23 protein-coding genes are annotated in these 22,990 nt (G+C 43.8%); 15 read left to right on the top strand and 8 right to left on the bottom strand.

Features of this window, described 5'->3' with window-relative positions; genetic code table 11:
- Nucleotides 1-297: 297 nt before the first annotated feature.
- The 14 genes from atpI to IQ211_RS06800 all read left to right on the top strand — a co-directional run bounded on the left by atpI (nt 298) and on the right by IQ211_RS06800 (nt 13,514).
- Nucleotides 298-675 carry a F0F1 ATP synthase subunit I gene (gene atpI / locus IQ211_RS06865; RefSeq protein WP_189758978.1) on the top strand — a complete coding sequence of 126 codons (378 nt, stop codon included), beginning with the start codon at nt 298-300 and terminating at the stop codon, nt 673-675.
- A 31-nt stretch (nt 676-706) separates the two neighbouring features.
- Entirely contained in the window at nt 707-1,531 is an 825-nt protein-coding gene (gene atpB / locus IQ211_RS06860; protein ID WP_189758979.1) for a F0F1 ATP synthase subunit A, read from the top strand.
- Between the two features lie 52 nt (nt 1,532-1,583).
- A complete protein-coding gene (gene atpE / locus IQ211_RS06855) occupies nt 1,584-1,823 on the top strand; it encodes a F0F1 ATP synthase subunit C (RefSeq protein WP_045967711.1) in 240 nt (79 codons plus the stop codon).
- Between the two features lie 58 nt (nt 1,824-1,881).
- Nucleotides 1,882-2,352, top strand: coding sequence for a F0F1 ATP synthase subunit B (gene atpF, locus IQ211_RS06850; protein ID WP_047770880.1), 471 nt, complete (start codon nt 1,882-1,884; stop codon nt 2,350-2,352).
- A gap of 12 nt (nt 2,353-2,364) precedes the next feature.
- Nucleotides 2,365-2,898, top strand: coding sequence for a F0F1 ATP synthase subunit delta (atpH, locus tag IQ211_RS06845; protein WP_189758980.1), 534 nt, complete (start codon nt 2,365-2,367; stop codon nt 2,896-2,898).
- A gap of 14 nt (nt 2,899-2,912) precedes the next feature.
- Nucleotides 2,913-4,454 carry a F0F1 ATP synthase subunit alpha gene (gene atpA / locus IQ211_RS06840; protein ID WP_189758981.1) on the top strand — a complete coding sequence of 514 codons (1,542 nt, stop codon included), beginning with the start codon at nt 2,913-2,915 and terminating at the stop codon, nt 4,452-4,454.
- 72 nt (nt 4,455-4,526) lie between these two features.
- On the top strand, nt 4,527-5,390 hold the full coding sequence (gene atpG, locus IQ211_RS06835) for a F0F1 ATP synthase subunit gamma (protein WP_189759009.1): 864 nt from the start codon (nt 4,527-4,529) through the stop codon (nt 5,388-5,390).
- A gap of 34 nt (nt 5,391-5,424) precedes the next feature.
- Complete coding sequence (atpD, locus tag IQ211_RS06830; protein WP_189758982.1) at nt 5,425-6,807, top strand: F0F1 ATP synthase subunit beta; 1,383 nt, start codon at nt 5,425-5,427, stop codon at nt 6,805-6,807.
- Nucleotides 6,808-6,828: 21 nt separating this feature from the next.
- Nucleotides 6,829-7,251 (top strand): F0F1 ATP synthase subunit epsilon, encoded by a 423-nt coding sequence (locus IQ211_RS06825; RefSeq protein ID WP_045967700.1) that lies wholly within the window; start codon nt 6,829-6,831, stop codon nt 7,249-7,251.
- Between the two features lie 143 nt (nt 7,252-7,394).
- Nucleotides 7,395-8,795 carry a bifunctional UDP-N-acetylglucosamine diphosphorylase/glucosamine-1-phosphate N-acetyltransferase GlmU gene (glmU, locus tag IQ211_RS06820; RefSeq protein ID WP_189758983.1) on the top strand — a complete coding sequence of 467 codons (1,401 nt, stop codon included), beginning with the start codon at nt 7,395-7,397 and terminating at the stop codon, nt 8,793-8,795.
- A gap of 121 nt (nt 8,796-8,916) precedes the next feature.
- Nucleotides 8,917-10,746 (top strand): glutamine--fructose-6-phosphate transaminase (isomerizing), encoded by a 1,830-nt coding sequence (gene glmS / locus IQ211_RS06815; RefSeq protein ID WP_189758984.1) that lies wholly within the window; start codon nt 8,917-8,919, stop codon nt 10,744-10,746.
- Between the two features lie 340 nt (nt 10,747-11,086).
- Nucleotides 11,087-11,392, top strand: a complete 306-nt coding sequence (locus IQ211_RS06810) for a type II toxin-antitoxin system TacA family antitoxin (protein ID WP_189758985.1) — start codon at nt 11,087-11,089, stop codon at nt 11,390-11,392.
- Nucleotides 11,373-11,915, top strand: a complete 543-nt coding sequence (locus IQ211_RS06805) for a GNAT family N-acetyltransferase (RefSeq protein ID WP_189758986.1) — start codon at nt 11,373-11,375, stop codon at nt 11,913-11,915. Before IQ211_RS06810 ends, IQ211_RS06805 begins: the two co-directional genes overlap by 20 nt.
- 150 nt (nt 11,916-12,065) lie before the next feature.
- Complete coding sequence (locus IQ211_RS06800) at nt 12,066-13,514, top strand: flavin-containing monooxygenase (protein ID WP_189758987.1); 1,449 nt, start codon at nt 12,066-12,068, stop codon at nt 13,512-13,514.
- A gap of 7 nt (nt 13,515-13,521) precedes the next feature.
- Here IQ211_RS06800 and IQ211_RS06795 read toward each other — a convergent pair whose 3' ends face one another.
- From IQ211_RS06795 to IQ211_RS06775, 5 genes are all read right to left on the bottom strand, one after another.
- Nucleotides 13,522-14,082 carry a rhomboid family intramembrane serine protease gene (locus tag IQ211_RS06795; protein WP_399477901.1) on the bottom strand — a complete coding sequence of 187 codons (561 nt, stop codon included), beginning with the start codon at nt 14,080-14,082 and terminating at the stop codon, nt 13,522-13,524.
- 88 nt (nt 14,083-14,170) lie between these two features.
- Nucleotides 14,171-14,560: a hypothetical protein gene (locus IQ211_RS06790; protein ID WP_189758990.1), complete on the bottom strand. Its 390-nt coding sequence runs from the start codon at nt 14,558-14,560 to the stop codon at nt 14,171-14,173.
- Nucleotides 14,561-14,569: 9 nt separating this feature from the next.
- The gene (locus tag IQ211_RS06785; RefSeq protein WP_189758991.1) at nt 14,570-15,112 is read right to left on the bottom strand and encodes a LemA family protein; all 543 of its coding nucleotides are present in this window, start codon (nt 15,110-15,112) and stop codon (nt 14,570-14,572) included.
- Nucleotides 15,113-15,124: 12 nt separating this feature from the next.
- Nucleotides 15,125-15,727, bottom strand: a complete 603-nt coding sequence (locus IQ211_RS06780; protein WP_189758992.1) for a hypothetical protein — start codon at nt 15,725-15,727, stop codon at nt 15,125-15,127.
- A 173-nt stretch (nt 15,728-15,900) separates the two neighbouring features.
- Entirely contained in the window at nt 15,901-16,464 is a 564-nt protein-coding gene (locus IQ211_RS06775; RefSeq protein ID WP_189758993.1) for a LemA family protein, read from the bottom strand.
- A gap of 410 nt (nt 16,465-16,874) precedes the next feature.
- Between IQ211_RS06775 and asd the strand changes: the two genes are divergently transcribed.
- Complete coding sequence (gene asd / locus IQ211_RS06770) at nt 16,875-17,996, top strand: aspartate-semialdehyde dehydrogenase (protein WP_189758994.1); 1,122 nt, start codon at nt 16,875-16,877, stop codon at nt 17,994-17,996.
- Between the two features lie 93 nt (nt 17,997-18,089).
- Here asd and IQ211_RS06765 read toward each other — a convergent pair whose 3' ends face one another.
- The 3 genes from IQ211_RS06765 to recF form a co-directional block, all read right to left on the bottom strand.
- Nucleotides 18,090-18,731 carry a hypothetical protein gene (locus tag IQ211_RS06765; RefSeq protein ID WP_189758995.1) on the bottom strand — a complete coding sequence of 214 codons (642 nt, stop codon included), beginning with the start codon at nt 18,729-18,731 and terminating at the stop codon, nt 18,090-18,092.
- Between the two features lie 719 nt (nt 18,732-19,450).
- A complete protein-coding gene (gyrB, locus tag IQ211_RS06760) occupies nt 19,451-21,865 on the bottom strand; it encodes a DNA topoisomerase (ATP-hydrolyzing) subunit B (RefSeq protein ID WP_189758996.1) in 2,415 nt (804 codons plus the stop codon).
- 18 nt (nt 21,866-21,883) lie between these two features.
- On the bottom strand, nt 21,884-22,975 hold the full coding sequence (gene recF, locus IQ211_RS06755; protein WP_189758997.1) for a DNA replication/repair protein RecF: 1,092 nt from the start codon (nt 22,973-22,975) through the stop codon (nt 21,884-21,886).
- Between the last annotated feature and the right edge of the window lie 15 nt (nt 22,976-22,990).

Genomic DNA, 22,990 nt, shown 5'->3' with positions numbered 1-22,990 from the left:
ATTTAATGATAAATATAATTAATGATTTTTGTTTAATGTGATGTATATCACGTTTAATTTTGGGGTCATAGCATTAGTCATTGCAGAATATTAAATGGTATTTGTGAGCGATCTAGCACCAAAGTTAGAAATTTAAATAATTATTCACTTTTTCGCTACTTATGGATTGAATTCATTTTAGCGGCCCGTATAATTTGCACGTTTTTGTCACTTGACACTCTTAAGCAAAGCCAGTTTTATACAACATTCAGCAAAGCCTGATATGTGATGGTGTACCACAGGGAGAAAACAAAAGTCATGTCTGTATCCCTTTACAGCGGTAGAATGGCACTGAAACTGTTATTTTTGCAGTTAATGACTTTTGTTATTCTCAGTGTAGCTTTTTGTACCAAAAGTATAGAGTGGGGCGCTTCTGCTTTTGCTGGTGGGCTAGCATGTTGGCTACCAAATGCCATTTTTATACTGCTTAGCCGCTTCCAAAAGGTAAAAGAAGAAGGAGTTCCAGTACGTATTGCATGGTTTTTCGCGATTAGCGAAGGGGTGAAGGTTATCATTACGATAACCGTGCTGATAGTCGCTTTAGGGGTGTTCAAGGCGGCATTTGCACCACTTGGTGTGGCCTATTTAGCGGTGCTGATTGTGCAGATCATCGCACCTGCCGTAATGAACGGTTAGCGTTTTTAACAACAAAAGGGTAAAAAGCATCATGTCTGCATCAGGAGAAGTTTCAACTTCGGAGTACATAAGTCATCACCTGAAGCACCTTCAGTTGGACTTGCGTACCTTTGAGTTGGTCAATCCCCACGCTAGTGGTTATGAGCCGACGTTCTGGACGTTAAATATCGACTCGCTTTTTTTCTCCATCGTATTAGGGATGTTGTTTCTATTTGTATTCAGAAGAGTCGCGGTTCGCGCCACTGACGGCGTTCCGGGCAAATTTCAGACTGCAATAGAAATGGTAATCGGCTTCGTTGATAACACCGTGCGTGATATGTATCACGGCAAGAGCAAAGTGATAGCTCCTCTGGCTTTGACTGTGTTCGTCTGGGTGTTACTCATGAACGCATTGGATTTGCTGCCAATCGATTTTATTCCTCTAATCGGTGAACACTTCTTCGGCTTGCCTGCGCTGCGTATTGTTCCAACCGCAGACGTCAGTGTCACTTTGTCGATGGCCCTCGGTGTTTTTGTCCTCATTCTGTTCTACAGCATTAAGATGAAAGGAATTCGTGGTTTTGCGAAAGAGCTGACATTACAGCCTTTCAATCATCCACTCTTTATTCCAATTAACTTAATCTTGGAAGGGGTCAGCTTGCTGTCTAAACCTATATCACTCGGTCTGCGACTGTTTGGTAATATGTATGCTGGCGAATTGATCTTTATTCTTATTGCGGCCCTCCTACCGTGGGGAGCACAGTGGTTACTCAGCCTGCCTTGGGCGATTTTCCACATACTGATTATTACGTTACAAGCCTTTATTTTCATGGTTCTGACGATTGTTTATCTGTCGATGGCATCTGAAGAGCATTAATTTTTTATCAATCAATAATTGTGTTTTAACTTGAAACAAACTGGAGACTGTCATGGATATAAACATGGATCTGCTGTACATAGCTGCCGCTATTCTGATGGGTTTGGCGGCTATCGGTGCTGCGATCGGTATCGGCATCCTCGGGGGTAAATTCCTGGAAGGCGCTGCTCGCCAACCTGATCTAATTCCTCTGCTGCGTACGCAGTTCTTTATCGTCATGGGCCTGGTTGACGCCATCCCGATGATTGCTGTGGGCCTGGGCTTGTTTATGATGTTCGCTGTTGGCGGTTAATAAGATAGCAGAACTTAAAATTACGCCAATTCATTAATTGAAATAGAGGTATTGTGTCGTGAATATTAACGCAACAATCCTCGGCCAGGCCTTAGCGTTTGTCCTGTTTGTTTTGTTCTGCATGAAGTATGTATGGCCACCAATCATGGCGGCCATTGAAAAACGTCAGAAAGAGATTGCTGACGGTTTGGCTTCAGCAGAGCGTGCCAAAAAGAACCTGGACTTAGCGCAAGCCAATGCGACCGACCAACTGAAAAAAGCGAAAGCTGATGCACAAGTTATCATTGAGCAGGCTAATAAACAAAAAGCCCAAATTATTGATGATGCGAAAGCAGAAGCTGAGCTGGAACGTAACAGAATTGTGGCGCAAGCTCATGCTGAAATTGAAGCTGAACGCAAGCGCGCGCGCGAAGAGTTACGTAAACAGGTTGCGATGTTGGCTATCGCAGGTGCCGAGAAAATCATCGAACGTTCCGTGGATGAAGCTGCTAACAGCGACATCGTTGATAAACTGGTCGCTGAACTGTAAGGAGGGAGGGGCATGTCTGAATTTGCTACGGTAGCTCGCCCCTACGCCAAAGCAGCTTTTGACTTTGCTGTAGAACACCAATCGCTCGAACACTGGCAGAACATGCTGGCGTTCATTGCTGAGGTTACTCGCAATGAGCAGGTTGGTGAGCTGCTTTCCGGTTCATTAGCACCGGAAACGTTAGCCAAAACCTTCATCACCCTTTGTGGTGAGCAGGTTGATGAGCATGCTCAGAACTTTATTCGTGTAATGGCAGAAAATGGCCGCTTGCTGGTACTGCCAGAAGTCTTCCGGCAATTTATCCAATTGCGTGCGTCACTTGAATCGACTATCAATGTTGAAGTGATTTCTGCGACCGAACTGAATGAGCAGCAGCAGGCTAAAATTTCTGCGGCGATGGAAAAACGTCTGTCACGCAAAGTGAAGCTGAATTGCAAAATTGACAAGTCTGTTATTGCCGGTGTGATTCTCCGTGCGGGTGATATGGTAATAGATGGCAGTATTCGTGGCCGTCTGGATCGTTTAACAGACGTCTTGCAGTCTTAAGGGGACTGGAGCATATGCAACTGAATTCCACCGAAATCAGCGAACTGATCAAACAGCGTATTGCTCAGTTCAATGTCGTGAGCGAAGCTCACAATGAAGGTACGATTGTTTCCGTTAACGACGGTATCATTCGTATCCATGGTTTAGCTGATGTCATGCAGGGTGAAATGCTTTCCCTGCCTGGCAACCGTTACGCAATTGCACTGAACCTGGAGCGCGACTCTGTAGGTGCGGTTGTGATGGGTCCGTATTCTGACTTGGCCGAAGGCATGAAAGTCAAATGTACTGGCCGTATTTTGGAAGTGCCTGTTGGTCGTGGTTTGCTGGGACGTGTTGTTAACACTCTGGGCGAACCCATTGACGGCAAGGGCGCTATTGAGAACGACGGTTTCTCACCGGTAGAAGTTATCGCACCAGGGGTTATCGATCGTCAATCCGTTGACCAGCCTGTCCAGACAGGTTACAAATCTGTTGATGCCATGATCCCAATCGGCCGTGGCCAGCGTGAGCTGGTCATCGGTGACCGTCAGACAGGTAAAACTGCTCTGGCTATTGATGCGATTATCAACCAGCGTAATTCTGGTATCAAATGTGTCTACGTTGCGATTGGTCAGAAAGCCTCTACCATTGCTAACGTCGTTCGTAAACTGGAAGAACACGGCGCACTGGAAAACACCATCGTTGTTGTTGCATCCGCTTCTGAATCTGCGGCCTTGCAATATCTGGCACCTTACTCTGGTTGCGCGATGGGTGAATACTTCCGTGATCGCGGTGAAGATGCCTTGATTGTTTACGATGATCTGTCTAAACAGGCTGTAGCATACCGTCAGATTTCCCTGTTGTTGCGTCGTCCACCTGGACGTGAAGCATACCCTGGTGACGTTTTCTATTTGCATTCCCGTTTGTTGGAGCGTGCAGCGCGTGTTAACGCTGAATACGTTGAGAAATTCACTCATGGTGAAGTGAAGGGTAAAACCGGTTCTCTGACTGCTCTACCAATCATTGAAACTCAGGCGGGTGACGTTTCTGCGTTCGTACCAACAAACGTTATCTCTATCACGGATGGACAGATCTTCCTTGAATCTTCTCTGTTTAACTCAGGTATCCGTCCAGCGGTTAACCCAGGGATTTCCGTATCCCGTGTAGGTGGTGCTGCTCAGACTAAGATCATCAAGAAACTGTCTGGTGGTATTCGTACCGCTCTGGCTCAGTACCGTGAACTGGCGGCATTCTCCCAGTTTGCTTCTGATCTGGATGATGCAACGCGTAAGCAGTTGGATCATGGTCAGAAAGTGACTGAGTTGTTGAAACAGAAACAGTATCAGCCGATGTCCATTGCACAGCAGGCTCTGTCTCTGTTTGCTGCTGAACGTGGTTATCTGGAAGATATCGAAATCGCAAAAGTGGTCAGTTTCGAAGCTGCGCTGTTGGCATATGCTAACCGTGAACATGCTGATCTTCTGAAAGAGATTGACCAGTCTGGTGATTACAATGGAGAGATCGAAGCGAAGCTGAAAGCTCTGTTGGAATCCTTCAAGGCGACTCAGTCCTGGTAACACTATTCGGCCCAGTTTGATTCTATTTAGCGAAAAAACTTGGGCCGTCTGGTTGAATTCGGAGAAGCAGAAATGGCCGGCGCAAAAGAGATACGTACCAAAATCGCCAGTGTGCAGAACACGCAAAAAATCACTAAAGCGATGGAGATGGTCGCCGCGTCCAAAATGCGTAAAACGCAGGATCGCATGGCGGCCAGCCGTCCTTATGCAGAAACCATTCGCAATGTGATTGGACACCTTGCGTTAGGTAATCTGGAATACAAACATCCATACCTTGAAGAGCGCGAAGTGAAGCGTGTTGGGTACGTGGTTGTTTCGACTGACCGTGGTTTATGTGGCGGTTTGAACATTAACGTGTTCAAAAAATTGCTGATAGAAATGAAAGACTGGTCTGATAAAAACGTTCAAGTTGATTTGGCGCTTATTGGATCAAAAGCGGTTTCCTTCTTTTCTTCTGTTGGTGGCAACGTTGTTGCTCAAGTAACAGGGATGGGAGATAACCCGTCATTATCCGAACTGATCGGGCCAGTCCACGTCATGATGCAAGCATATGACGAAGGGCGTCTGGATAAACTGTATATAGTGACAAACAAGTTCATGAATACAATGTCTCAGGTTCCGACGATCACTCAGTTATTGCCTCTGCCAGCCGGAGACGATGAAACACTGAAGAAGAAGTCTTGGGACTATCTGTATGAACCTGATCCTAAGGCGTTGTTGGATACCCTGCTGCGTCGTTATATAGAATCGCAAGTTTATCAGGGCGTCGTTGAAAACCTGGCTAGTGAACAGGCCGCACGAATGGTAGCGATGAAAGCCGCAACCGATAACGGTGGCAACCTGATCAAAGAGTTGCAGTTGGTTTACAACAAGGCTCGTCAGGCCAGCATCACTCAGGAACTCACCGAAATCGTTTCGGGTGCTTCTGCGGTTTAACAGCTAGGTTTACGAATTACGTAGAGGATTCAAGATGGCTACTGGAAAGATTATCCAGGTAATCGGCGCCGTGGTGGACGTCGAATTCCCTCAGGACAGCGTACCAAAAGTATACGATGCCCTTGAGGTTAAAAACGGTGAAGAGAAACTGGTGCTGGAAGTTCAGCAGCAGTTAGGTGGTGGTATCGTCCGTTGTATCGCAATGGGGACCTCCGATGGCCTGCGCCGTAATTTGGACGTGACTGATTTAGGACACCCAATCGAAGTACCAGTGGGTAAAGCAACACTGGGCCGTATCATGAACGTATTGGGCGATCCAATTGACATGAAAGGTGAGATTGGCGAAGAAGAGCGTTGGTCAATTCACCGTACAGCACCATCCTATGAAGAGTTATCTAACTCTCAGGAACTGCTGGAAACCGGTATCAAAGTTATGGACCTGATCTGCCCATTCGCGAAGGGGGGTAAAGTTGGTCTGTTCGGTGGTGCTGGTGTAGGTAAAACCGTTAACATGATGGAGCTGATCCGTAACATCGCGATCGAGCACTCAGGTTACTCTGTATTTGCCGGTGTTGGTGAGCGTACCCGTGAAGGTAACGACTTCTATCATGAAATGACCGATTCAAACGTACTGGATAAAGTATCTCTGGTATACGGTCAGATGAATGAGCCACCAGGAAACCGTCTGCGTGTTGCATTGACCGGTTTGACGATGGCGGAAAAATTCCGTGATGAAGGCCGTGACGTTCTGCTGTTCGTTGATAACATTTACCGTTATACCCTGGCAGGGACAGAAGTATCTGCACTGTTAGGTCGTATGCCATCAGCGGTAGGTTATCAGCCAACGTTGGCAGAAGAGATGGGTGCTCTGCAAGAGCGTATCACCTCAACGAAAACAGGCTCTATCACCTCCGTACAGGCTGTTTACGTTCCTGCGGATGACTTGACTGACCCATCACCTGCGACAACCTTTGCTCACTTGGATGCAACCGTCGTATTGAGCCGTCAGATCGCCTCTCTGGGTATTTACCCTGCGGTTGATCCACTGGACTCAACCAGCCGTCAGCTTGACCCACTGGTTGTTGGTCAAGAGCACTATGACGTGGCACGTGGTGTTCAGTCTATCCTGCAACGTTATCAGGAACTGAAAGACATCATCGCCATTCTGGGTATGGACGAACTGTCTGAAGACGACAAACTGGTTGTGGCGCGTGCTCGTAAGATCCAGCGCTTCCTGTCTCAGCCATTCTTCGTTGCAGAAGTTTTCACCGGTTCACCAGGTAAATTTGTTCCTTTGAAAGACACTATCCGTGGCTTCAAAGGTATCCTGGAAGGTGATTATGACCACCTGCCAGAGCAGGCGTTCTACATGGTTGGTACCATCGAAGAAGCTGTGGAAAAAGCGAAAAAGCTTTAATACGGCTGACGGGAGGTTGATATGGCTGCAATGACGTTCTCCCTGAACGTAGTCAGTGCTGAAAAACAGATGTTTGAAGGACTGGTACAGAAAATTCAGGTGACAGGTAGTGAAGGTGAGTTGGGGATCTATCCTCAACACACACCACTACTGACTGCCATAAAACCGGGCATGATACGTATTGTTAAACAGTTTGGTGAAGAAGAATTTATCTACCTGTCAGGTGGTATTCTTGAAGTTCAGCCAAATGGCGTTATCGTACTGGCCGATACAGCGATCCGTGGTAAGGATTTGGACGAAGCTAAAGTGCTTGAAGCCAAGCGCAAGGCGGAAGAACACATCCGTAATTCTCACGGCGATGTTGATTATGCTCAGGCATCTGCTGAATTGTCGAAAGCGATCGCGAAACTTCGTGTTATCGAATTGACAAAAAAAATGATGTAATAAATACCCAAAGGGTATAGGCAGTTAGATAAAAAGCCAGTTGGTGAAAACTAACTGGCTTTTTTGCATTGCGAAATATGTGGCAATTTATTTCGCAAACAGGTTTACTTTCATACTTAAAAATTGGGATTGTCAGGTTTCTTATGTCTGTAATTGCAAATAATGACAACGCAAATAATATCGGTACAAAAAGTGTCGTGATCCTTGCCGCAGGCAAGGGAACTCGCATGTATTCCGCACTTCCTAAAGTTCTGCACTTGCTGGCCGGTAAACCGATGGTTCAGCATGTTATCGATACCGCAATGGAGTTGGGCGCCCAAAATGTTCACCTGGTTTATGGGCATGGTGGTGATTTGATGAAACAAGCGCTTTCCAGCCAGGATTTGAACTGGGTACTGCAAGCTGAACAGCTTGGGACAGGTCATGCTATGCAGCAAGCGGCTCCGCATTTTTCGGATGATGAAGATATTCTGATTCTTTACGGTGATGTGCCCTTGATTGGTAAAGATACCTTGGCGCGTCTGATTGAAGCTAAGCCAGAAGGTGGAATCGGTTTATTGACTGCCATTTTGGATAATCCAACGGGCTATGGTCGTATCATTCGTGAAAATGGTGAAGTGACGGGTATTATCGAACAGAAAGATGCAACGGAAGAACAGCGTAAAATCAACGAGATTAACACGGGTATTTTGGTGGCGAATGGCGGTGATTTGAAACGTTGGTTATCCAGGCTGGAAAACAATAACGCACAGGGCGAATATTACCTGACCGATGTTATTGCGCTTGCACACAAAGAAGGCCGTCAAATCAAAGCGGTACACCCAAGCCGTTTAAGTGAAATGGAAGGGGTAAACAATCGCTTGCAACTTTCTGCCTTGGAACGGATTTACCAGTCTGAGCAAGCGGAAAAATTACTGCTGGCGGGCGTTATGTTGTTAGATCCTGCCCGTTTTGATTTGCGTGGAACATTAGAACATGGCCGTGATGTGGTCATTGATACCAATGTGATTATTAAAGGCCATGTAACACTGGGAAATAATGTTCAGATCGGTTCTGGTTGTATCCTAAAAAATTGTGTTATTGGTGATGGGGCAGTGATTGATCCTTATACTATCATCGAAGATTCTGAAATTGCGGCTGAGTGCACTATTGGGCCTTTTGCCCGTTTACGCCCTGGCTCCAAATTGGCGGAAAAAGCTCATGTTGGCAATTTCGTTGAAATGAAAAAATCCTCACTTGGCAAAGGTTCCAAGGCAGGCCACCTGACTTATCTTGGTGATTCTGAAATTGGCAATAATGTAAATATTGGTGCGGGCACCATTACTTGTAATTATGATGGCGCCAATAAATTTAAAACCATCATTGGTGATGATGTTTTTGTTGGTTCTGACACTCAGCTTGTTGCGCCAGTTACGGTCGCGAAAGGTGCGACGATTGGTGCCGGAACCACAGTAACAAAAAACGTTGCTGAGAATGAGTTAGTTATCAGTCGCGTAAAGCAAACTCATATTAAAAACTGGCAGCGTCCAGTGAAGAAAAAATAATTAAGATATATCCATAATAAAAATCCCCATCTCTACAAAGCTCGGGGACGGCAAAGCCGAAACGCAATCAGGTTGGCGACATAAAAGGGCTTCATCGCCCTGTTTTTGGGAATAAAACAAAATGTGTGGAATTGTTGGTGCAGTAGCACAACGGGATATTGCAGAAATACTGATCGAAGGTCTTCGTCGCCTGGAGTATCGTGGTTATGACTCTGCGGGTATGGCTGTCGTTGACAGTGAAAACCGCATGACCCGCCTGCGCGAAGTGGGTAAAGTACAGATGCTGGCTGATGAAGCAGATAAACAGCCTGTCATTGGTGGAACAGGGATTGCCCATACTCGTTGGGCGACTCACGGTGAACCCAGCGAGCGCAATGCTCATCCTCATGTTTCTGAACATATTGCTGTTGTGCATAATGGCATTATTGAAAACCACGAAGAACTACGCGAAGAATTAAAAGTGCGTGGTTACACCTTCGCTTCTGATACAGATACAGAAACCATTGCCCATCTTGTTCACTGGGAGCAGCAACAAGGCGGTTCACTGCTGGAAGTGGTGCAACGTGTGATCCCACAATTACGTGGCGCTTATGGCACCGTAATTATGGACAGCCGTTATCCTGATATGCTGGTTGCTGCGCGCTCTGGCAGCCCATTGGTCATTGGCTTAGGTGTGGGTGAAAACTTCCTGGCATCTGACCAATTGGCATTACTGCCAGTGACTCGCCGCTTTATTTATCTGGAAGAAGGTGATATTGCAGAAATCACTCGCCGTACCGTTCGTATCTTTGATGTACAGGGCGAAGCGGTTGAACGCGAACAAATTGAATCTAACGTTCAGTACGATGCCGGCGATAAAGGTGTATACCGCCATTACATGCAGAAAGAGATTTACGAGCAACCAATGGCGATCAAAAGCACATTGGAAAGCCGTTTGAGCAATGGTCGAGTAAATCTGTCAGAACTAGGCGCTAATGCTACGGAATTACTGTCCCAAGTTGAGCATATCCAAATCGTTGCCTGCGGTACTTCCTACAATGCAGGCATGGTTTCACGTTACTGGTTCGAATCACTGGCAGGTATCCCATGTGATGTTGAAATTGCTTCTGAATTCCGTTACCGCAAGCCAGCGTGTCGTAAAGGAAGCCTGCTGATCACCCTGTCCCAATCTGGTGAAACGGCTGATACCTTGGCTGCCTTGCGTTTGTCCAAAGAACTCGGTTATCTGACTTCGTTGACCATCTGTAACGTTGCCGGTTCCTCTTTGGTACGTGAATCTGAATTTGCCCTGATGACCAAAGCAGGGGCAGAAATTGGCGTGGCATCCACCAAAGCCTTTACCACCCAGCTAACTGTATTGCTGATGCTGGTGGCTTATATGGGACGTCTGAAAGGTGCGGATACAGCACTGGAACAAGATATTGTTCATGCCTTACATGCTCTGCCAAGCCGTATTGAAAGCATGTTGTCTAAAGACAAGTTGATTGAAGCATTGGCAGAAGATTTCTCTGAAAAACATCATGCTCTATTCCTTGGCCGTGGCGATCAATACCCGATCGCGGTTGAAGGTGCGCTGAAACTGAAAGAGATCTCCTACATTCATGCAGAAGCCTACGCAGCCGGTGAATTGAAACATGGCCCGTTGGCACTGATTGATGCGGATATGCCGGTTATTATCGTTGCACCGAACAACGAACTACTGGAAAAACTGAAATCTAACATTGAAGAAGTTCGTGCCCGTGGCGGTTTGTTGTATGTTTTCGCTGATCAGGATGCCGGTTTCACCAACAGCGAAAACATGAAGATCATCTCGCTGCCACATGTAGAAGAGTTGATCGCACCGATCTTCTATACCGTGCCACTGCAATTGCTGTCTTACCATGTTGCTTTGATCAAAGGCACCGATGTGGATCAGCCACGTAACTTGGCGAAATCGGTGACGGTGGAGTAATGGTGTTCAAACTGTTTGCAAACGACCCCGCCTTTAAGGTTTCTTGGATTGAAAGTATGCAACGAATCATTGAAGAGAAAGATATATCTAGTTGATTTTTTATATTAAATACAAATTTTTAGAGGGTTTCAAACAGTTCTAAACCGACAATTAGACGGCGTTGAAACCAGCAAATGCCACTCAATTGTTAAACTTTCATCTTATATGTACGGCTTACAGCCGTACATAATTGCATCTATCTCCACTAAATGCTATCTTCCATCAGTACAATATATGCACGAAAGCTATCACTACAAACGAGTAAGAAATGGTAATTATCAAACAACAGGAGTGACTTGGAATGGCAACGATATCAGTGGAAAAAACGCTCAAAGCGGCTAAAAATGCGCGCATAGAGTTAAAAACCAGCACCGAGCTAAAAGAAATCTTACGTCAGGCTGCGCAGGTTGCTGGGGTTGATTTAAGTGCTTTTATCTTGAACACAGCTTTCGAACGAGCTGAAGAAGTTTTGGAAAATCAAAAACGCCGTGAGTTAGATGAAGAAAACTGGCGTACCTTGAATGTATTGATTTCTGAACCCTCATCTCCAACACTTGCTTTATGTGCTTTGATGAGAAAGAAAAAAGATGGAAAAGCCACTAAATGAAATCGCGGTTGAATACATTTGTGTAAACTATCAGAGCGATATGACATATCCGGGTCAAAAAGCCTTTGATTGTGGCAATCATGTTATTAATCGTTACGTTCGCAGTAGTCTTAAGAACAACGTCGCTAATGGAAATTGTGTTGCCAAGGTCCTAATTGACACCAAAACGGGTGAATTACTTGGAGTTTGTAGTTTTACTGGCTATTCACTGGCAAAGTCTCGGCTCAGTAGTGTATTAAGCGGTTCGATGCCAAGTGACCTTTCTGTTGTTCGTTTGGTGATGCTGGGAGTATCAGTTAAGCATCAAAAGAAAGGATATGGTCATATTTTAATGAGGGAATTTTTAGAGCATGCCATTAAAGTTCATAATGTGATGCCAATTAAGGGAATATTTTTTGATGCTGATCCTGATGCCATTGCATTTTATACACTCCTTGGATTTGTTGAATTGGGAATTTCTGCACCAGATAGAACAACTCCCATGTTTTTAAAAATTCAGGATTTATTGGCAGCTATAAAGTAACAGCTATTCATTTTTTGAATAACTAATCATTAACATCCTGATACTCCCCCCACATAAATGCAAATGGTTGCTCCTGCAAATAGAAAATAACATGACATCTTGAACAAACCGCTTATCTGGTTAAGAGAATCTTTTTGCAGGAGAAACAACATGAGTAATCATTATGATGTTTTAATCATAGGCGCTGGAGTTTCTGGTATTGGTATGGCGTGTCATTTGGCAAGGGAATGTCCCAATAAAAAAGTGGGGATCTTAGAACGTCGCCATAATATAGGGGGAACTTGGGATTTATTTCGCTATCCAGGTATTCGTACAGATTCGGATATGATGAGCTACGGCTATAAATTCCGTCCTTGGACAGATACCAGTATTTTTGCTGATGGACCTTCAATTAGGCGCTATCTCCATTCAGTAGCAACAGAATATGATGTTGATAAGAAAATACAGTTCGGGTTGAAAATCACTCAAACTGACTGGTCAAATGAAACTTGCCAATGGACTATTACTGCAATTGATGAAGCCACTGAAGAAATACGGCAATTTACCTGCCATTTTCTTATCATGGCGACAGGTTACTACAACTATGATGAACCTCATTTACCCAAATTTCCTGGTCTTGAAGATTTCAACGGCCCAATCATTCATCCTCAATATTGGCCCGAAGAATTGGACTATAAAGGAAAGCGAGTCGTTGTGATTGGAAGTGGCGCAACCGCGGTCACTTTACTGCCGGCAATGGCTAACGATACTGAACATATCACCATGCTACAGCGTTCTCCTAGCTACATTTTATCAATACCTGGAAGGGATAAGATTGCAGAATTGCTAAAGGGCATTATTCCCCAACGTTGGATTTATACGTTAAGTAAAAATCGCAATATCTTATTTTTCAGTTCGTTGTATAAGATAAGTCGATATTTTCCCAACTTGCTCAGATCGTTTTTATTGGGATTGGCTCACAGAAAGGTTGGTTCTGATTTTGACATGAAACACTTGACGCCAAAGTACATGCCATGGGATGAACGATTGTGTTTTGTTCCCGACAGTAATCTGTTTAAGGTACTGAAAGAAGGCAAAGCGTCTATCGTTACCGATCAGATTGAACGTATTACTGCAAATGGTATTTTGTTGCAATCTGGTAAGGAATTACCCGCAGATATCATAGTGACAGCGACGGGGCTGAAATTACATCTTATGGGGGGAATAGAACTTTTTATTGATGGACAGAAGCCACAAAGTCATAGCCAATTGTTATATAAGGGAACATTGGTACAGGATATTCCTAATTTTGCTTATCTGGTTGGCTATATCAATAATGCCTGGACATTAAAAATTGATCTCTCAGCCGAATATATTTGTCGTTTGTTAAATGAGATGGATCGCCGCCATGCCAAGATTGTTACACCACATGCGCAACCCGATGAAGTTGTGGTTAATGAGCATATTTTTGGTGCCTTGCGTTCAGGTTATGTGAGACGTGGTGAATCTGGTCTTCCTCGTCAGGGACGTAGCCAAAATTGGTATGTTTCACATGATTATAAAAAGGATAAAGAGATACTTGGGCAATCTATTAATGATACGGCATTACGATGGAAGTAAATTTTAACTAACGATTTGTGATGAGCCACTTTTTGGTCATCCAAGAGAAAACTATCCCTGAGATAGCGCCAAAAATATGTCCTTCGGTTGAAATGTATTCTTGCCATGGTAACAAACCGAAGGCAATTCCTTTGTAGTAGATAAGCACCAGAAGTGCAAAGAAGAGATCTTTTATTCGCTTCAGGAAATAAGCATTAGCCAGCAATAATCCCCACAGGCCAAAAACCCAGCCGCTGGCACCGATATGAATAGCGGTGCGGCCAAATAACCAGACCAGAATTCCTTCTGTAAAGATAATAAACAGACTGGCAATAACATAATAACGGATGGAATGGATCATCAATAATGCACTTAATGCCAATAATACAGGAAGGTTGCTGAATAAATGTCCCCAACTGCCATGCAGGAAAGGAGATAGGGGAATACCTATCAATCCCCGAACATCACGGGGAATAATACCGAGATAAGTTAATGATCCATCGGTTAGGGCATTAAGCAACTGGATGATGACAAGAATTGATGCTAACCCTATTAGCATATAAAGGCGTTGCTTAAACCATACTGCCATCATTGTCTCCCTGTTGAGAATTGGAAATGGCTTACCAAGATACTTTTTGCCTATCATAACAGGGAACATGCTCGCCCTTACTGATGGGTTATCTACCTTGCTTTTTACCGCGTTTCTTACCAACTATTTTCTGATTATGATCAGGTGAAAATGAATTAATATAATCTGCTAACTGATTATAATTAAAAAGGACAAATAAAAAACAATTCAGAATAACAATCACGCAAATAAAGAACGAGTGTATTCCTTTGATATTTAAAACGAGTAGAGATATCGATACAATTAAATTTGGAAAAAGTGATAATGCAAGAGTTCCCAAGATAATATTAGAGAAGGTCTTTAATGGAGGGATTTTCTGCAATATAGCGAATATGAAGAAAGGAATAAACAAGCCAAAGGTTGATATGGCAATGACATATCCAGGTTCTTTTTCCACCATGTTGGCAAAACCAAATAGATCAAAAGGGATAGTTAGCATGAGATTTCCTTATTCATCAGTGATACTGATATCAAGCATAGTTCGTGGCTGATAACCTAATATTTTAGCAAATATCAAATTAGGGAAGGTTTGGATGCCAGTATTATAGAGAGCGACACTTTCATTAAAAAATTCACGGCGATCAGCGATTTTGTTTTCCAGTGAAGCTATCCGATTTTGCAATTTATGCAGGTTTTTTAGTGCCTGTAAGTGAGGGTAGTTTTCTATTAATAAATTTATATTTTGTAAAACGTGGGTGATTTTATTGTTAATCTCTATCTTTTGATTAATATATGGGCTGGCAAAGTAATGCTCTCTTAGCTCTGCGAGTTCCAACAGCAATGCTTTTTGGTGCGACATAGCCTGTTCGGTAATCCTTAATAATCCAGGAATTTCATCTGCCCGCTGTTTTAGCAATACATCAATATTGGCAAAGGCTTTTTCGGTGTAATTTTTCAGCGTAACAACCTTATTGTAAATATCATTCAAATAATAGAACAACAAAACCGACAAAATAATAATGATAAAAGTTGCGATCATAAGGGGGTTCATGGACTTTCCCTATTAAAACAGCCAACTGAATAATGGTGATTTATTAAACATCAGTGTTAGTGATTGCCCGTTATATTCGTATGGAATGGTTAGCACAATTGCACTCAGAAATACGGCTATCATGATAAATGTTAAGGCAGATTTCTTCAGTGGATAGTGTTTATTCCAATGTTTAACGGACTTGATCGGGGCTGCGGCCAAAATATCGTTTTCGATGTCTTTCTGGATCACGATCTGGTTAGCTTTTTCAGCGGCTGCGCCAATTAACATAATGGTATCATGGTTGAAGATTGCCCGTTCAACATAGCGCATATTTCCCTTTTCATATTTGCAGGTAGGGGGCAGGGAAACCAGTGATAGATCGTCAGTAATCACAGACGCTGAACCTGTCTCATCCTGAATTTTGAAAGGTGCACATTGGGTTTGATCAGTGATTGTTTTGTAGTATTTCTTTCCTTCTGAATTTTTAGTTTCTTGATGTACGGTATAGTGGTAAGCAATGCATCTTCTTTTACTCAGTGGCGCGGTGCGCAATTTTTGTTTTTCAGCAATTGCTGTACCTTGCACTTCCACTAAACCCATCGCCATTGAGCCGATTTTAGAAGTAGGAAGCATTTGCTGAAGTTTGAAGAATTGTTTTTTTGGGGTTTTTTGTCGCCATATCAAAAAACCGATTATGATGAAAAATCCGGCACACAGTCCGAAAGTGATGGAATTATCTAAATAATTCGTACTGTAGGTTATAGAAGTCATTAGTTAATTTAGTTACCTGTCTTGATACAAACAAATTATTCAAACCGAATGCCGTTATATTTCTTCTCTTCTGCCGAAATTTCTAACAGAGGAAGAGGTTGGTATTTCAGCGCTCTTGCGACAATGAGTGCCGGAAAAACTTGAATACCAATGTTGTAAGTTGTCACAGCATCGTTAAAACTTTCACGTCGGCGTGCAAGTTTATCTTCTACGTTGCTGACTGTTTTCTGGAGTTCAATAAAATTCTCACCGGAAATCAGCATAGGATAATTTTCTGAGATGGCTATGACGGTTTTCAATGCCTGTTCCATCTGATTGGAGGCATGAATTTTTTCAGGCAGAGAACCAGAATTTAGGTAATTCTGGTGGGCAGCACTGAGCGTTGTAAAGATCCCTCGCTCATGGGACATCGCTTTGGAAACGATAGCGATTAAAGCGGGTATCTGCTCTGCCTGTTGCTTCAATATAACGTCGATATTGGCGAAAGCATTATCAACGTTATTACGTAGTAAAACTAATCTGTTATAGAGACGGATCCCCCCGATTATCCCACTGATAAAAAAGAAGAAAAATATTATAATCGTGATCATAATTTCCATATATCTTATTCCTTAACTTTTTCTTTTAATACCTCGAATGATTACCTAGAGCTTGAACACTCTCAACTAAATTAGCAAGTTGGATAACAACGCGATTACCCACATCGGCATTATCGCTACCTAATGTTTTATTCTGCATAAAGTCACGTTTAATTTTCTGCCAACGTTGCGCCTCTTCGGGGGGCATTGTGCCACGGAGTTAAATAACTTTAATATACCAATCTAATTAATAAGATTCATTATGGATATTATTTGGGATAACATCTGATTGTATGTCATTTCACAACTGATGGGAAAGATCGTCCATGCTAGCACTATAGCTCATAAATATACTTGCACCTTTTGCCATATTTTGTCAGTTTTAGTGCTATCAGTGGTATCTGATGACCATCTTTTAAGGCAGGGTAAATATGAGTAAGAGTGTAGGTTTTATCGGTTGGCGCGGTATGGTCGGTTCGGTATTAATGCAGCGGATGATAGAAGAGCGGGATTTTGACGAAATAAATCCGGTTTTCTTCACAACCTCCCAACACGGGCTTCCAGCCCCGCAGTTTACAATAAATCGCACAGGAACATCAGGCATTTTACAGGATGCTTTTGATATTGATGCGCTAGGTGCGCTGGATATTATTATTAGTTGTCAGGGGGGGGATTATACCAATGAAATCTACCCTAAACTGAGAGCAACTGGCTGGCAGGGATATTGGATCGATGCTGCTTCTGCACTGCGTATGGATGATGACGCTGTCATTATTCTTGATCCTGTCAACCATCAACATATTCAAAATAGCTTAAATAAAGGCATCAAAACCTTTGTTGGTGGTAATTGTACGGTTAGCTTGATGCTGATGTCATTGGGCGGACTGTTTGCCAATGATTTGATCGAGTGGGCATCGGTATCAAGCTATCAGGCGGCTTCTGGCGGTGGCGCTCGCCATATGCGTGAACTGCTGGTGCAAATGGGTATGCTGCATAATCAGGTGGCTGAGGAGCTACAAAATCCTGCTTGTGCGATTTTGGATATTGAAAAACGTGTAACGGATTTTACCCGCAGCGGTGCATTGCCAACTGACCAGTTTGGCGTTCCTTTAGCGGGAAGCTTAATTCCGTGGATTGATAAGCAACTGGAAAATGGACAGAGCCGCGAAGAATGGAAAGGCCAGGCAGAAACTAACAAGATCTTGAACACGGGTAATAACGTGATCCCGATTGATGGCTTGTGTGTCCGTATTGGGGCATTACGCTGTCATAGCCAGGCATTTACCCTGAAATTGAAAAAAGATATCCCAATCCATGAAATTGAGACATTGCTGGCTTCCCATAATGATTGGGTACGCGTCATTCCAAATGATCGCGAATTAACGATGCGAGAGTTAACACCGGCGGCGGTGACTGGCACGTTGAATACACCAGTAGGACGTCTACGTAAGTTGAATATGGGACCGGAATATTTATCTGCCTTTACGGTGGGCGATCAGTTGCTATGGGGAGCCGCAGAGCCTTTGCGCCGTATGTTGCGTATTTTGCTGTAGAAAAGAGTTAAGTTTTTATTGAAGTATTATATTGGTTGAGAATAATGCCGCCATTCGATAGAGATATTGGCGGCATTAATTATTTTTTGGCTTTTAGCAAACGGTTGTACCTAATGTTAACGTGACACAACGAATAAACTCGGTACTGACTCCTTTGCGGTTTTCAAGGTCTATAACTGATGTTGTATGATATTTGGGACAGATTTCATAAAGCAATTCAGGTGATATATCTGCCCCCAGAGATTTAAGCACCGCAGAAGCCGTTTCGGGCCTAAAATTCATTCGAGCTTCATAGGCGGGAAGTGCATTACGGATTTTCTGGAACATCTCTTGGTTTTCATCCAGAATTGTTTCCAGATTACTGTCATTAATATGGGACAAAGCATGATCAAAGTCTGTCACACCGCGAAGCGCGAGAAGACTAATATCCATGTTATGTTTGGTAGCAAGTGATTCAGTGCCTGTTTGGGATTGAATTTTTGCATAGTCGAGTGACTTAATTTCATGATGAATTTTACTGGCTACTTCTGGAATGAAACCAACAGCCAGAGCGATATTTTCAATTTCATCATGAGTTAATGCGAACATAACACCTTCCCACGAATCGGTCAGCTCCATTGCCTTAGCACGGAGAGCATTGGCATTGTCGGATATACGACTTAGCTCATTTTGACTCACCATCATGGCATCAATAATATGTGGTTTGGTAGATGTTTGGTCTGTAAATTTTTGCATGATCTTCTCCTAAATGACATTACTATATAGGTAAATATCTTCTACGGATAATGATACAGCTTCTGATAAATCGGACGAGATGAATGGGTCGGGATATTAATTAACTTTATCCGTCATCTATTGTCAATAATTTTTTAAAGAGGTTATTGTTCAGGTTTTGTTATATTGAATAGGCTGAAACAATAAATTTATAAATTATATACCAATCCAACTTCAAGATGTGTTTTATATTTTCCAGCGCAGAGGGGAAATATAAGGTCTCGCCTCGTCTTGCGGATTGCAACTTGAAGTTTATCGAGTATAGAGGTTATATTTTTTGTGTGAAAAAATAGATTTGCTATTTTTATTGGATTAACAGAATGTAAAGGGATATAAAAATAATAACCTAATAATAGGGATGGTTATATATTAAGAAATAAGGGCTGTTCATGAATGGTTAATTTTTAATTTACCTGTATCATGGGGTAATATTTATTTTATATTATCCATCAGGTTTATATTTATAGGTTGTTATAATATTTTATTTTTGGATGAAGATAAACCGATTATTTTTCAAGTTGTAATTTACAACACGATATGAAACCTGATTTCTCCCCGCTTCGCGGGGAGAAATTACACGCATCTTAAAGTTAGATTGGTATATCTCCCCGCGTAGCGGGGAGATATAAAACACACCTTGAAGTTAGGTTGGTATAGTTCTGTAAATAGTTGCGGGAATATCAGATATCAATATTCGCTGCTTTCAAGGCATTCTCTTCAATAAATGCCCGGCGAGGTTCAACCGCATCTCCCATCAGAGTCGTGAACAGTTGGTCAGTTGCAATGGCATCTTTCACGGTTACACGCATCATGCGACGGGTTTCTGGGTTCATGGTCGTTTCCCACAACTGCTCAGGGTTCATCTCTCCCAGACCTTTATAGCGTTGGACGGCAAGACCACGACGTGACTCTTTAGTCAGCCATTCCAGAGCCTGTTCAAAGCTGCTGACTGCCTGACGACGTTCACCACGTTCGATGTATGCATCTTCCTCAATCAAATTCCCAATCAATTCACCCAGTTTGGTAATGCGGCGATATTCGCCACCGTGGATAAAATCGAAATCCAGATTGTAGTTAGTATCAACACCATGTGTACGAATGCACAGAATGGGTTCGAAAATTTGGCGTTCACGGTTCTCATGGATTTGATAGCTGTAAGTGCTGCCATTTTGCTCTTTGTCATTCAGACGAATAGCCAGTGAGCTTACCCACTCTTCCACTTTTGCCTGATCGTTCAAAGCATCTTCGGTCAGTTTTGGATGATAAACCAGGTTGTTTAGCAGGGCCTGCGGATACAGACGCTCCATGCGACGGATGATTTTCTGAGCGGCATTGAATTCAGCTACCAATTTTTCCAACGCTTCCCCTTTCAGGGCAGGTGCATGTGGGTTGGTATACAACGCTGCGCCATCCAATGCGATAGACATCAGGTAAGCTTCCATTGCATCATCATCTTTGATGTATTGCTCTTGCTTACCTTTTTTCACTTTATACAGTGGTGGCTGGGCGATGTAGACATAACCGCGCTCAATGATTTCCGGCATCTGGCGATAGAAGAATGTCAGCAACAGAGTACGGATATGTGATCCGTCAACGTCAGCATCGGTCATGATGATAATGCTGTGATAACGCAGCTTGTCTGGGTTGTATTCATCACGGCCAATGCCGCAGCCCAGGGCCGTGATCAAAGTGGCGACTTCCTGTGAAGAGAGCATTTTGTCAAAGCGTGCTTTCTCAACGTTCAGGATCTTACCTTTCAATGGCAGGATAGCTTGATTCTTACGGTTGCGTCCTTGTTTTGCCGAACCGCCCGCAGAGTCACCCTCCACCAGGTAGAGTTCGGACAAGGCTGGATCGCGTTCCTGGCAGTCAGCGAGTTTTCCCGGCAATCCGGCCAGATCCAGTGCACCTTTACGACGGGTCATCTCACGGGCCTTACGTGCTGCTTCACGGGCGCGGGCTGCATCAATGATTTTGCCGACGACAGTTTTGGCATCGTTCGGGTTTTCCAGCAGGTATTCCACCAGCTTCTCATTCATCAGAGTTTCAACCACGGTTTTCACTTCGGAAGAAACCAGCTTGTCTTTGGTCTGTGAAGAGAATTTAGGATCAGGCACTTTAACGGAAATCACCGCAATCAGGCCTTCACGAGCATCATCACCTGTCGCGCTGACTTTGGATTTTTTGTTGTAGCCCTCTTTGTCCATGTAGCTATTGAGGGTACGGGTCATCGCAGTACGGAAACCAACTAAATGAGTTCCCCCGTCGCGCTGAGGAATGTTGTTGGTGAAGCAGTAAATGTTTTCCTGGAAACCGTCATTCCATTGCATGGAAATTTCAACACCAATGCCATCTTTTTCGGTACAGAAATAGAAGACATTTGGGTGAATTGGGTTTTTATTACGGCTCAGGAATTCAACAAACGCTTTTATTCCCCCTTCATAGTGAAAGAGATCTTCGGTATTTGTACGTTTGTCGACTAAACGAATGGCAACACCAGAGTTGAGGAATGATAATTCACGCAGGCGCTTGGCCAGAATCTCGAATTCGAACTCAGTGTTAATCTTAAACGTATCCATACTTGGCCAGAAACGGACAGTCGTTCCTGTCTGCTCAGTATCACCGACGACTTTCAATGGTGACTGTGGCACGCCCAGACAATAGGTTTGTTCGTGAACCTTACCGTCACGGCGGATAGTCAGTTCCAGTTTTTCCGATAAGGCGTTAACAACAGAAACCCCTACGCCATGCAGACCACCGGAAACTTTATAGGAGTTATCATCGAATTTACCCCCCGCATGCAGCACAGTCATGATGACTTCTGCTGCTGAAACACCTTCTTCTTCGTGTATGTCGGTCGGAATACCGCGGCCATCATCCTGCACAGAAACTGAATTATCTGCGTGGATAGTGACAGTTATCTTGTCACAATGACCTGCGAGGGCTTCGTCGATAGCGTTATCAACAACCTCGAAGACCATGTGGTGCAGGCCAGTACCATCATCGGTATCACCGATATACATGCCTGGACGTTTACGGACGGCATCCAGCCCTTTTAATACCTTGATACTTGAGGAGTTATATGTATTCGACATCAACGTTTCTCGCTCATCTTAATCCTGTGGTTGAACCTCTATTTTGCCATGTTCTACGCGAAACATCCTGCTATTTACATCAATCATGTCTGTAACTTGTCCAGGTGTGATTGCACTGACAAACACCTGAGCTTGCGTAGATTTTAGACGCTCGGCTAATAGCTGACGACGGCCGGCATCCAGTTCTGAGGCAAAATCATCAAGCAGATACAGGCATTTTTGCCCGCTCTGTCGGGTGAAATATTCACCCTGTGCTAACCTCAATGCGCACATCAGTAACTTCAACTGACCACGGGACAGCATATCTTCTACTGGTGTACCGTCCGCCCTGATCCGCAGATCGGCTTTATGCGGGCCGGAAGCGGTGTAGGTTAGCGATCTGTCGCGCTCAAACTGCCGCGCGAGCAGTTCCGCATATTCACTTTCTTTGTCCCAACCTTGCTGGAAGCTGATACTAAGTGTGAATTCAGGTAAAAATTGTTTGCAGGTTTTTTCTATATCTTCGGAAATTTCCGCAATATATTCAGCCCGCCATTGACTAATTTCACTTGCCAATGGGGCAAGCTCTCGATCCCAATGCTGGATTTGGCTGTAGCGGGTGACTTGTCGCAATGCGGCATTCCGCTGCTTAAGCAGCCTTTTCAGGTTGGCCCAGGCAGCAAAAAAGCGTGGTTCATTGTGAAAGCACCCCCAATCGATAAAGGCTCGACGATATTTCGGGCCACCATTTAGCAACGTAAAGCCTTCTGGCGTGATAAGTTGCATCGGCAGTATTTTCGCCAATTCAGCAATTTTATGTCCATCACTGCCATCTATCCTGACTTTGCTGTCACCTTGACGGTTTTTGCTTAAGCCCACCGATAAAGTTCGTTCATGGGGTTGCTGATCAAGCCGCCCATGAAGAATGAACTCTTCGCAATCATGACGAATGACTCTTCCTGCCTGAATACTGCGAAAAGCACGGCCGTGGCCTAAGGTATAAATGGCTTCCAATATACTTGTTTTGCCGCTACCGTTCGGCCCAACCAGAAAATTAAAACCGGTTGCCAGTGGCAGGTCAGCATCCGCGATATTACGGAAATCGCGGATCAGCAAACGCGAGAGAATCATATAATGAGTTAATTT

It is taken from the genome of Xenorhabdus griffiniae, assembly GCF_015163655.1.
Taxonomy (GTDB): domain Bacteria; phylum Pseudomonadota; class Gammaproteobacteria; order Enterobacterales; family Enterobacteriaceae; genus Xenorhabdus; species Xenorhabdus griffiniae.
Note: the sequence above shows the minus strand (reverse complement) of the source record. Positions and strands in the feature narration are given on the sequence as shown.

Bases quoted from the DNA above. Each gene is read 5' to 3' on its own strand.
- atpI (WP_189758978.1), top strand. From the start codon at position 298: ATGTCTGTATCCCTTTACAGCGGTAGAATGGCACTGAAACTGTTATTT.
- atpB (WP_189758979.1), top strand. From the start codon at position 707: ATGTCTGCATCAGGAGAAGTTTCAACTTCGGAGTACATAAGTCATCAC.
- atpE (WP_045967711.1), top strand. From the start codon at position 1,584: ATGGATATAAACATGGATCTGCTGTACATAGCTGCCGCTATTCTGATG.
- atpH (WP_189758980.1), top strand. From the start codon at position 2,365: ATGTCTGAATTTGCTACGGTAGCTCGCCCCTACGCCAAAGCAGCTTTT.
- atpA (WP_189758981.1), top strand. From the start codon at position 2,913: ATGCAACTGAATTCCACCGAAATCAGCGAACTGATCAAACAGCGTATT.
- atpG (WP_189759009.1), top strand. From the start codon at position 4,527: ATGGCCGGCGCAAAAGAGATACGTACCAAAATCGCCAGTGTGCAGAAC.
- atpD (WP_189758982.1), top strand. From the start codon at position 5,425: ATGGCTACTGGAAAGATTATCCAGGTAATCGGCGCCGTGGTGGACGTC.
- IQ211_RS06825 (WP_045967700.1), top strand. From the start codon at position 6,829: ATGGCTGCAATGACGTTCTCCCTGAACGTAGTCAGTGCTGAAAAACAG.
- glmU (WP_189758983.1), top strand. From the start codon at position 7,395: ATGTCTGTAATTGCAAATAATGACAACGCAAATAATATCGGTACAAAA.
- glmS (WP_189758984.1), top strand. From the start codon at position 8,917: ATGTGTGGAATTGTTGGTGCAGTAGCACAACGGGATATTGCAGAAATA.
- IQ211_RS06810 (WP_189758985.1), top strand. From the start codon at position 11,087: ATGGCAACGATATCAGTGGAAAAAACGCTCAAAGCGGCTAAAAATGCG.
- IQ211_RS06805 (WP_189758986.1), top strand. From the start codon at position 11,373: ATGGAAAAGCCACTAAATGAAATCGCGGTTGAATACATTTGTGTAAAC.
- IQ211_RS06800 (WP_189758987.1), top strand. From the start codon at position 12,066: ATGAGTAATCATTATGATGTTTTAATCATAGGCGCTGGAGTTTCTGGT.
- IQ211_RS06795 (WP_399477901.1), bottom strand. From the start codon at position 14,082: ATGGCAGTATGGTTTAAGCAACGCCTTTATATGCTAATAGGGTTAGCA.
- IQ211_RS06790 (WP_189758990.1), bottom strand. From the start codon at position 14,560: ATGCTAACTATCCCTTTTGATCTATTTGGTTTTGCCAACATGGTGGAA.
- IQ211_RS06785 (WP_189758991.1), bottom strand. From the start codon at position 15,112: ATGAACCCCCTTATGATCGCAACTTTTATCATTATTATTTTGTCGGTT.
- IQ211_RS06780 (WP_189758992.1), bottom strand. From the start codon at position 15,727: ATGCTTCCTACTTCTAAAATCGGCTCAATGGCGATGGGTTTAGTGGAA.
- IQ211_RS06775 (WP_189758993.1), bottom strand. From the start codon at position 16,464: ATGGAAATTATGATCACGATTATAATATTTTTCTTCTTTTTTATCAGT.
- asd (WP_189758994.1), top strand. From the start codon at position 16,875: ATGAGTAAGAGTGTAGGTTTTATCGGTTGGCGCGGTATGGTCGGTTCG.
- IQ211_RS06765 (WP_189758995.1), bottom strand. From the start codon at position 18,731: ATGCAAAAATTTACAGACCAAACATCTACCAAACCACATATTATTGAT.
- gyrB (WP_189758996.1), bottom strand. From the start codon at position 21,865: ATGTCGAATACATATAACTCCTCAAGTATCAAGGTATTAAAAGGGCTG.
- recF (WP_189758997.1), bottom strand. From the start codon at position 22,975: ATGATTCTCTCGCGTTTGCTGATCCGCGATTTCCGTAATATCGCGGAT.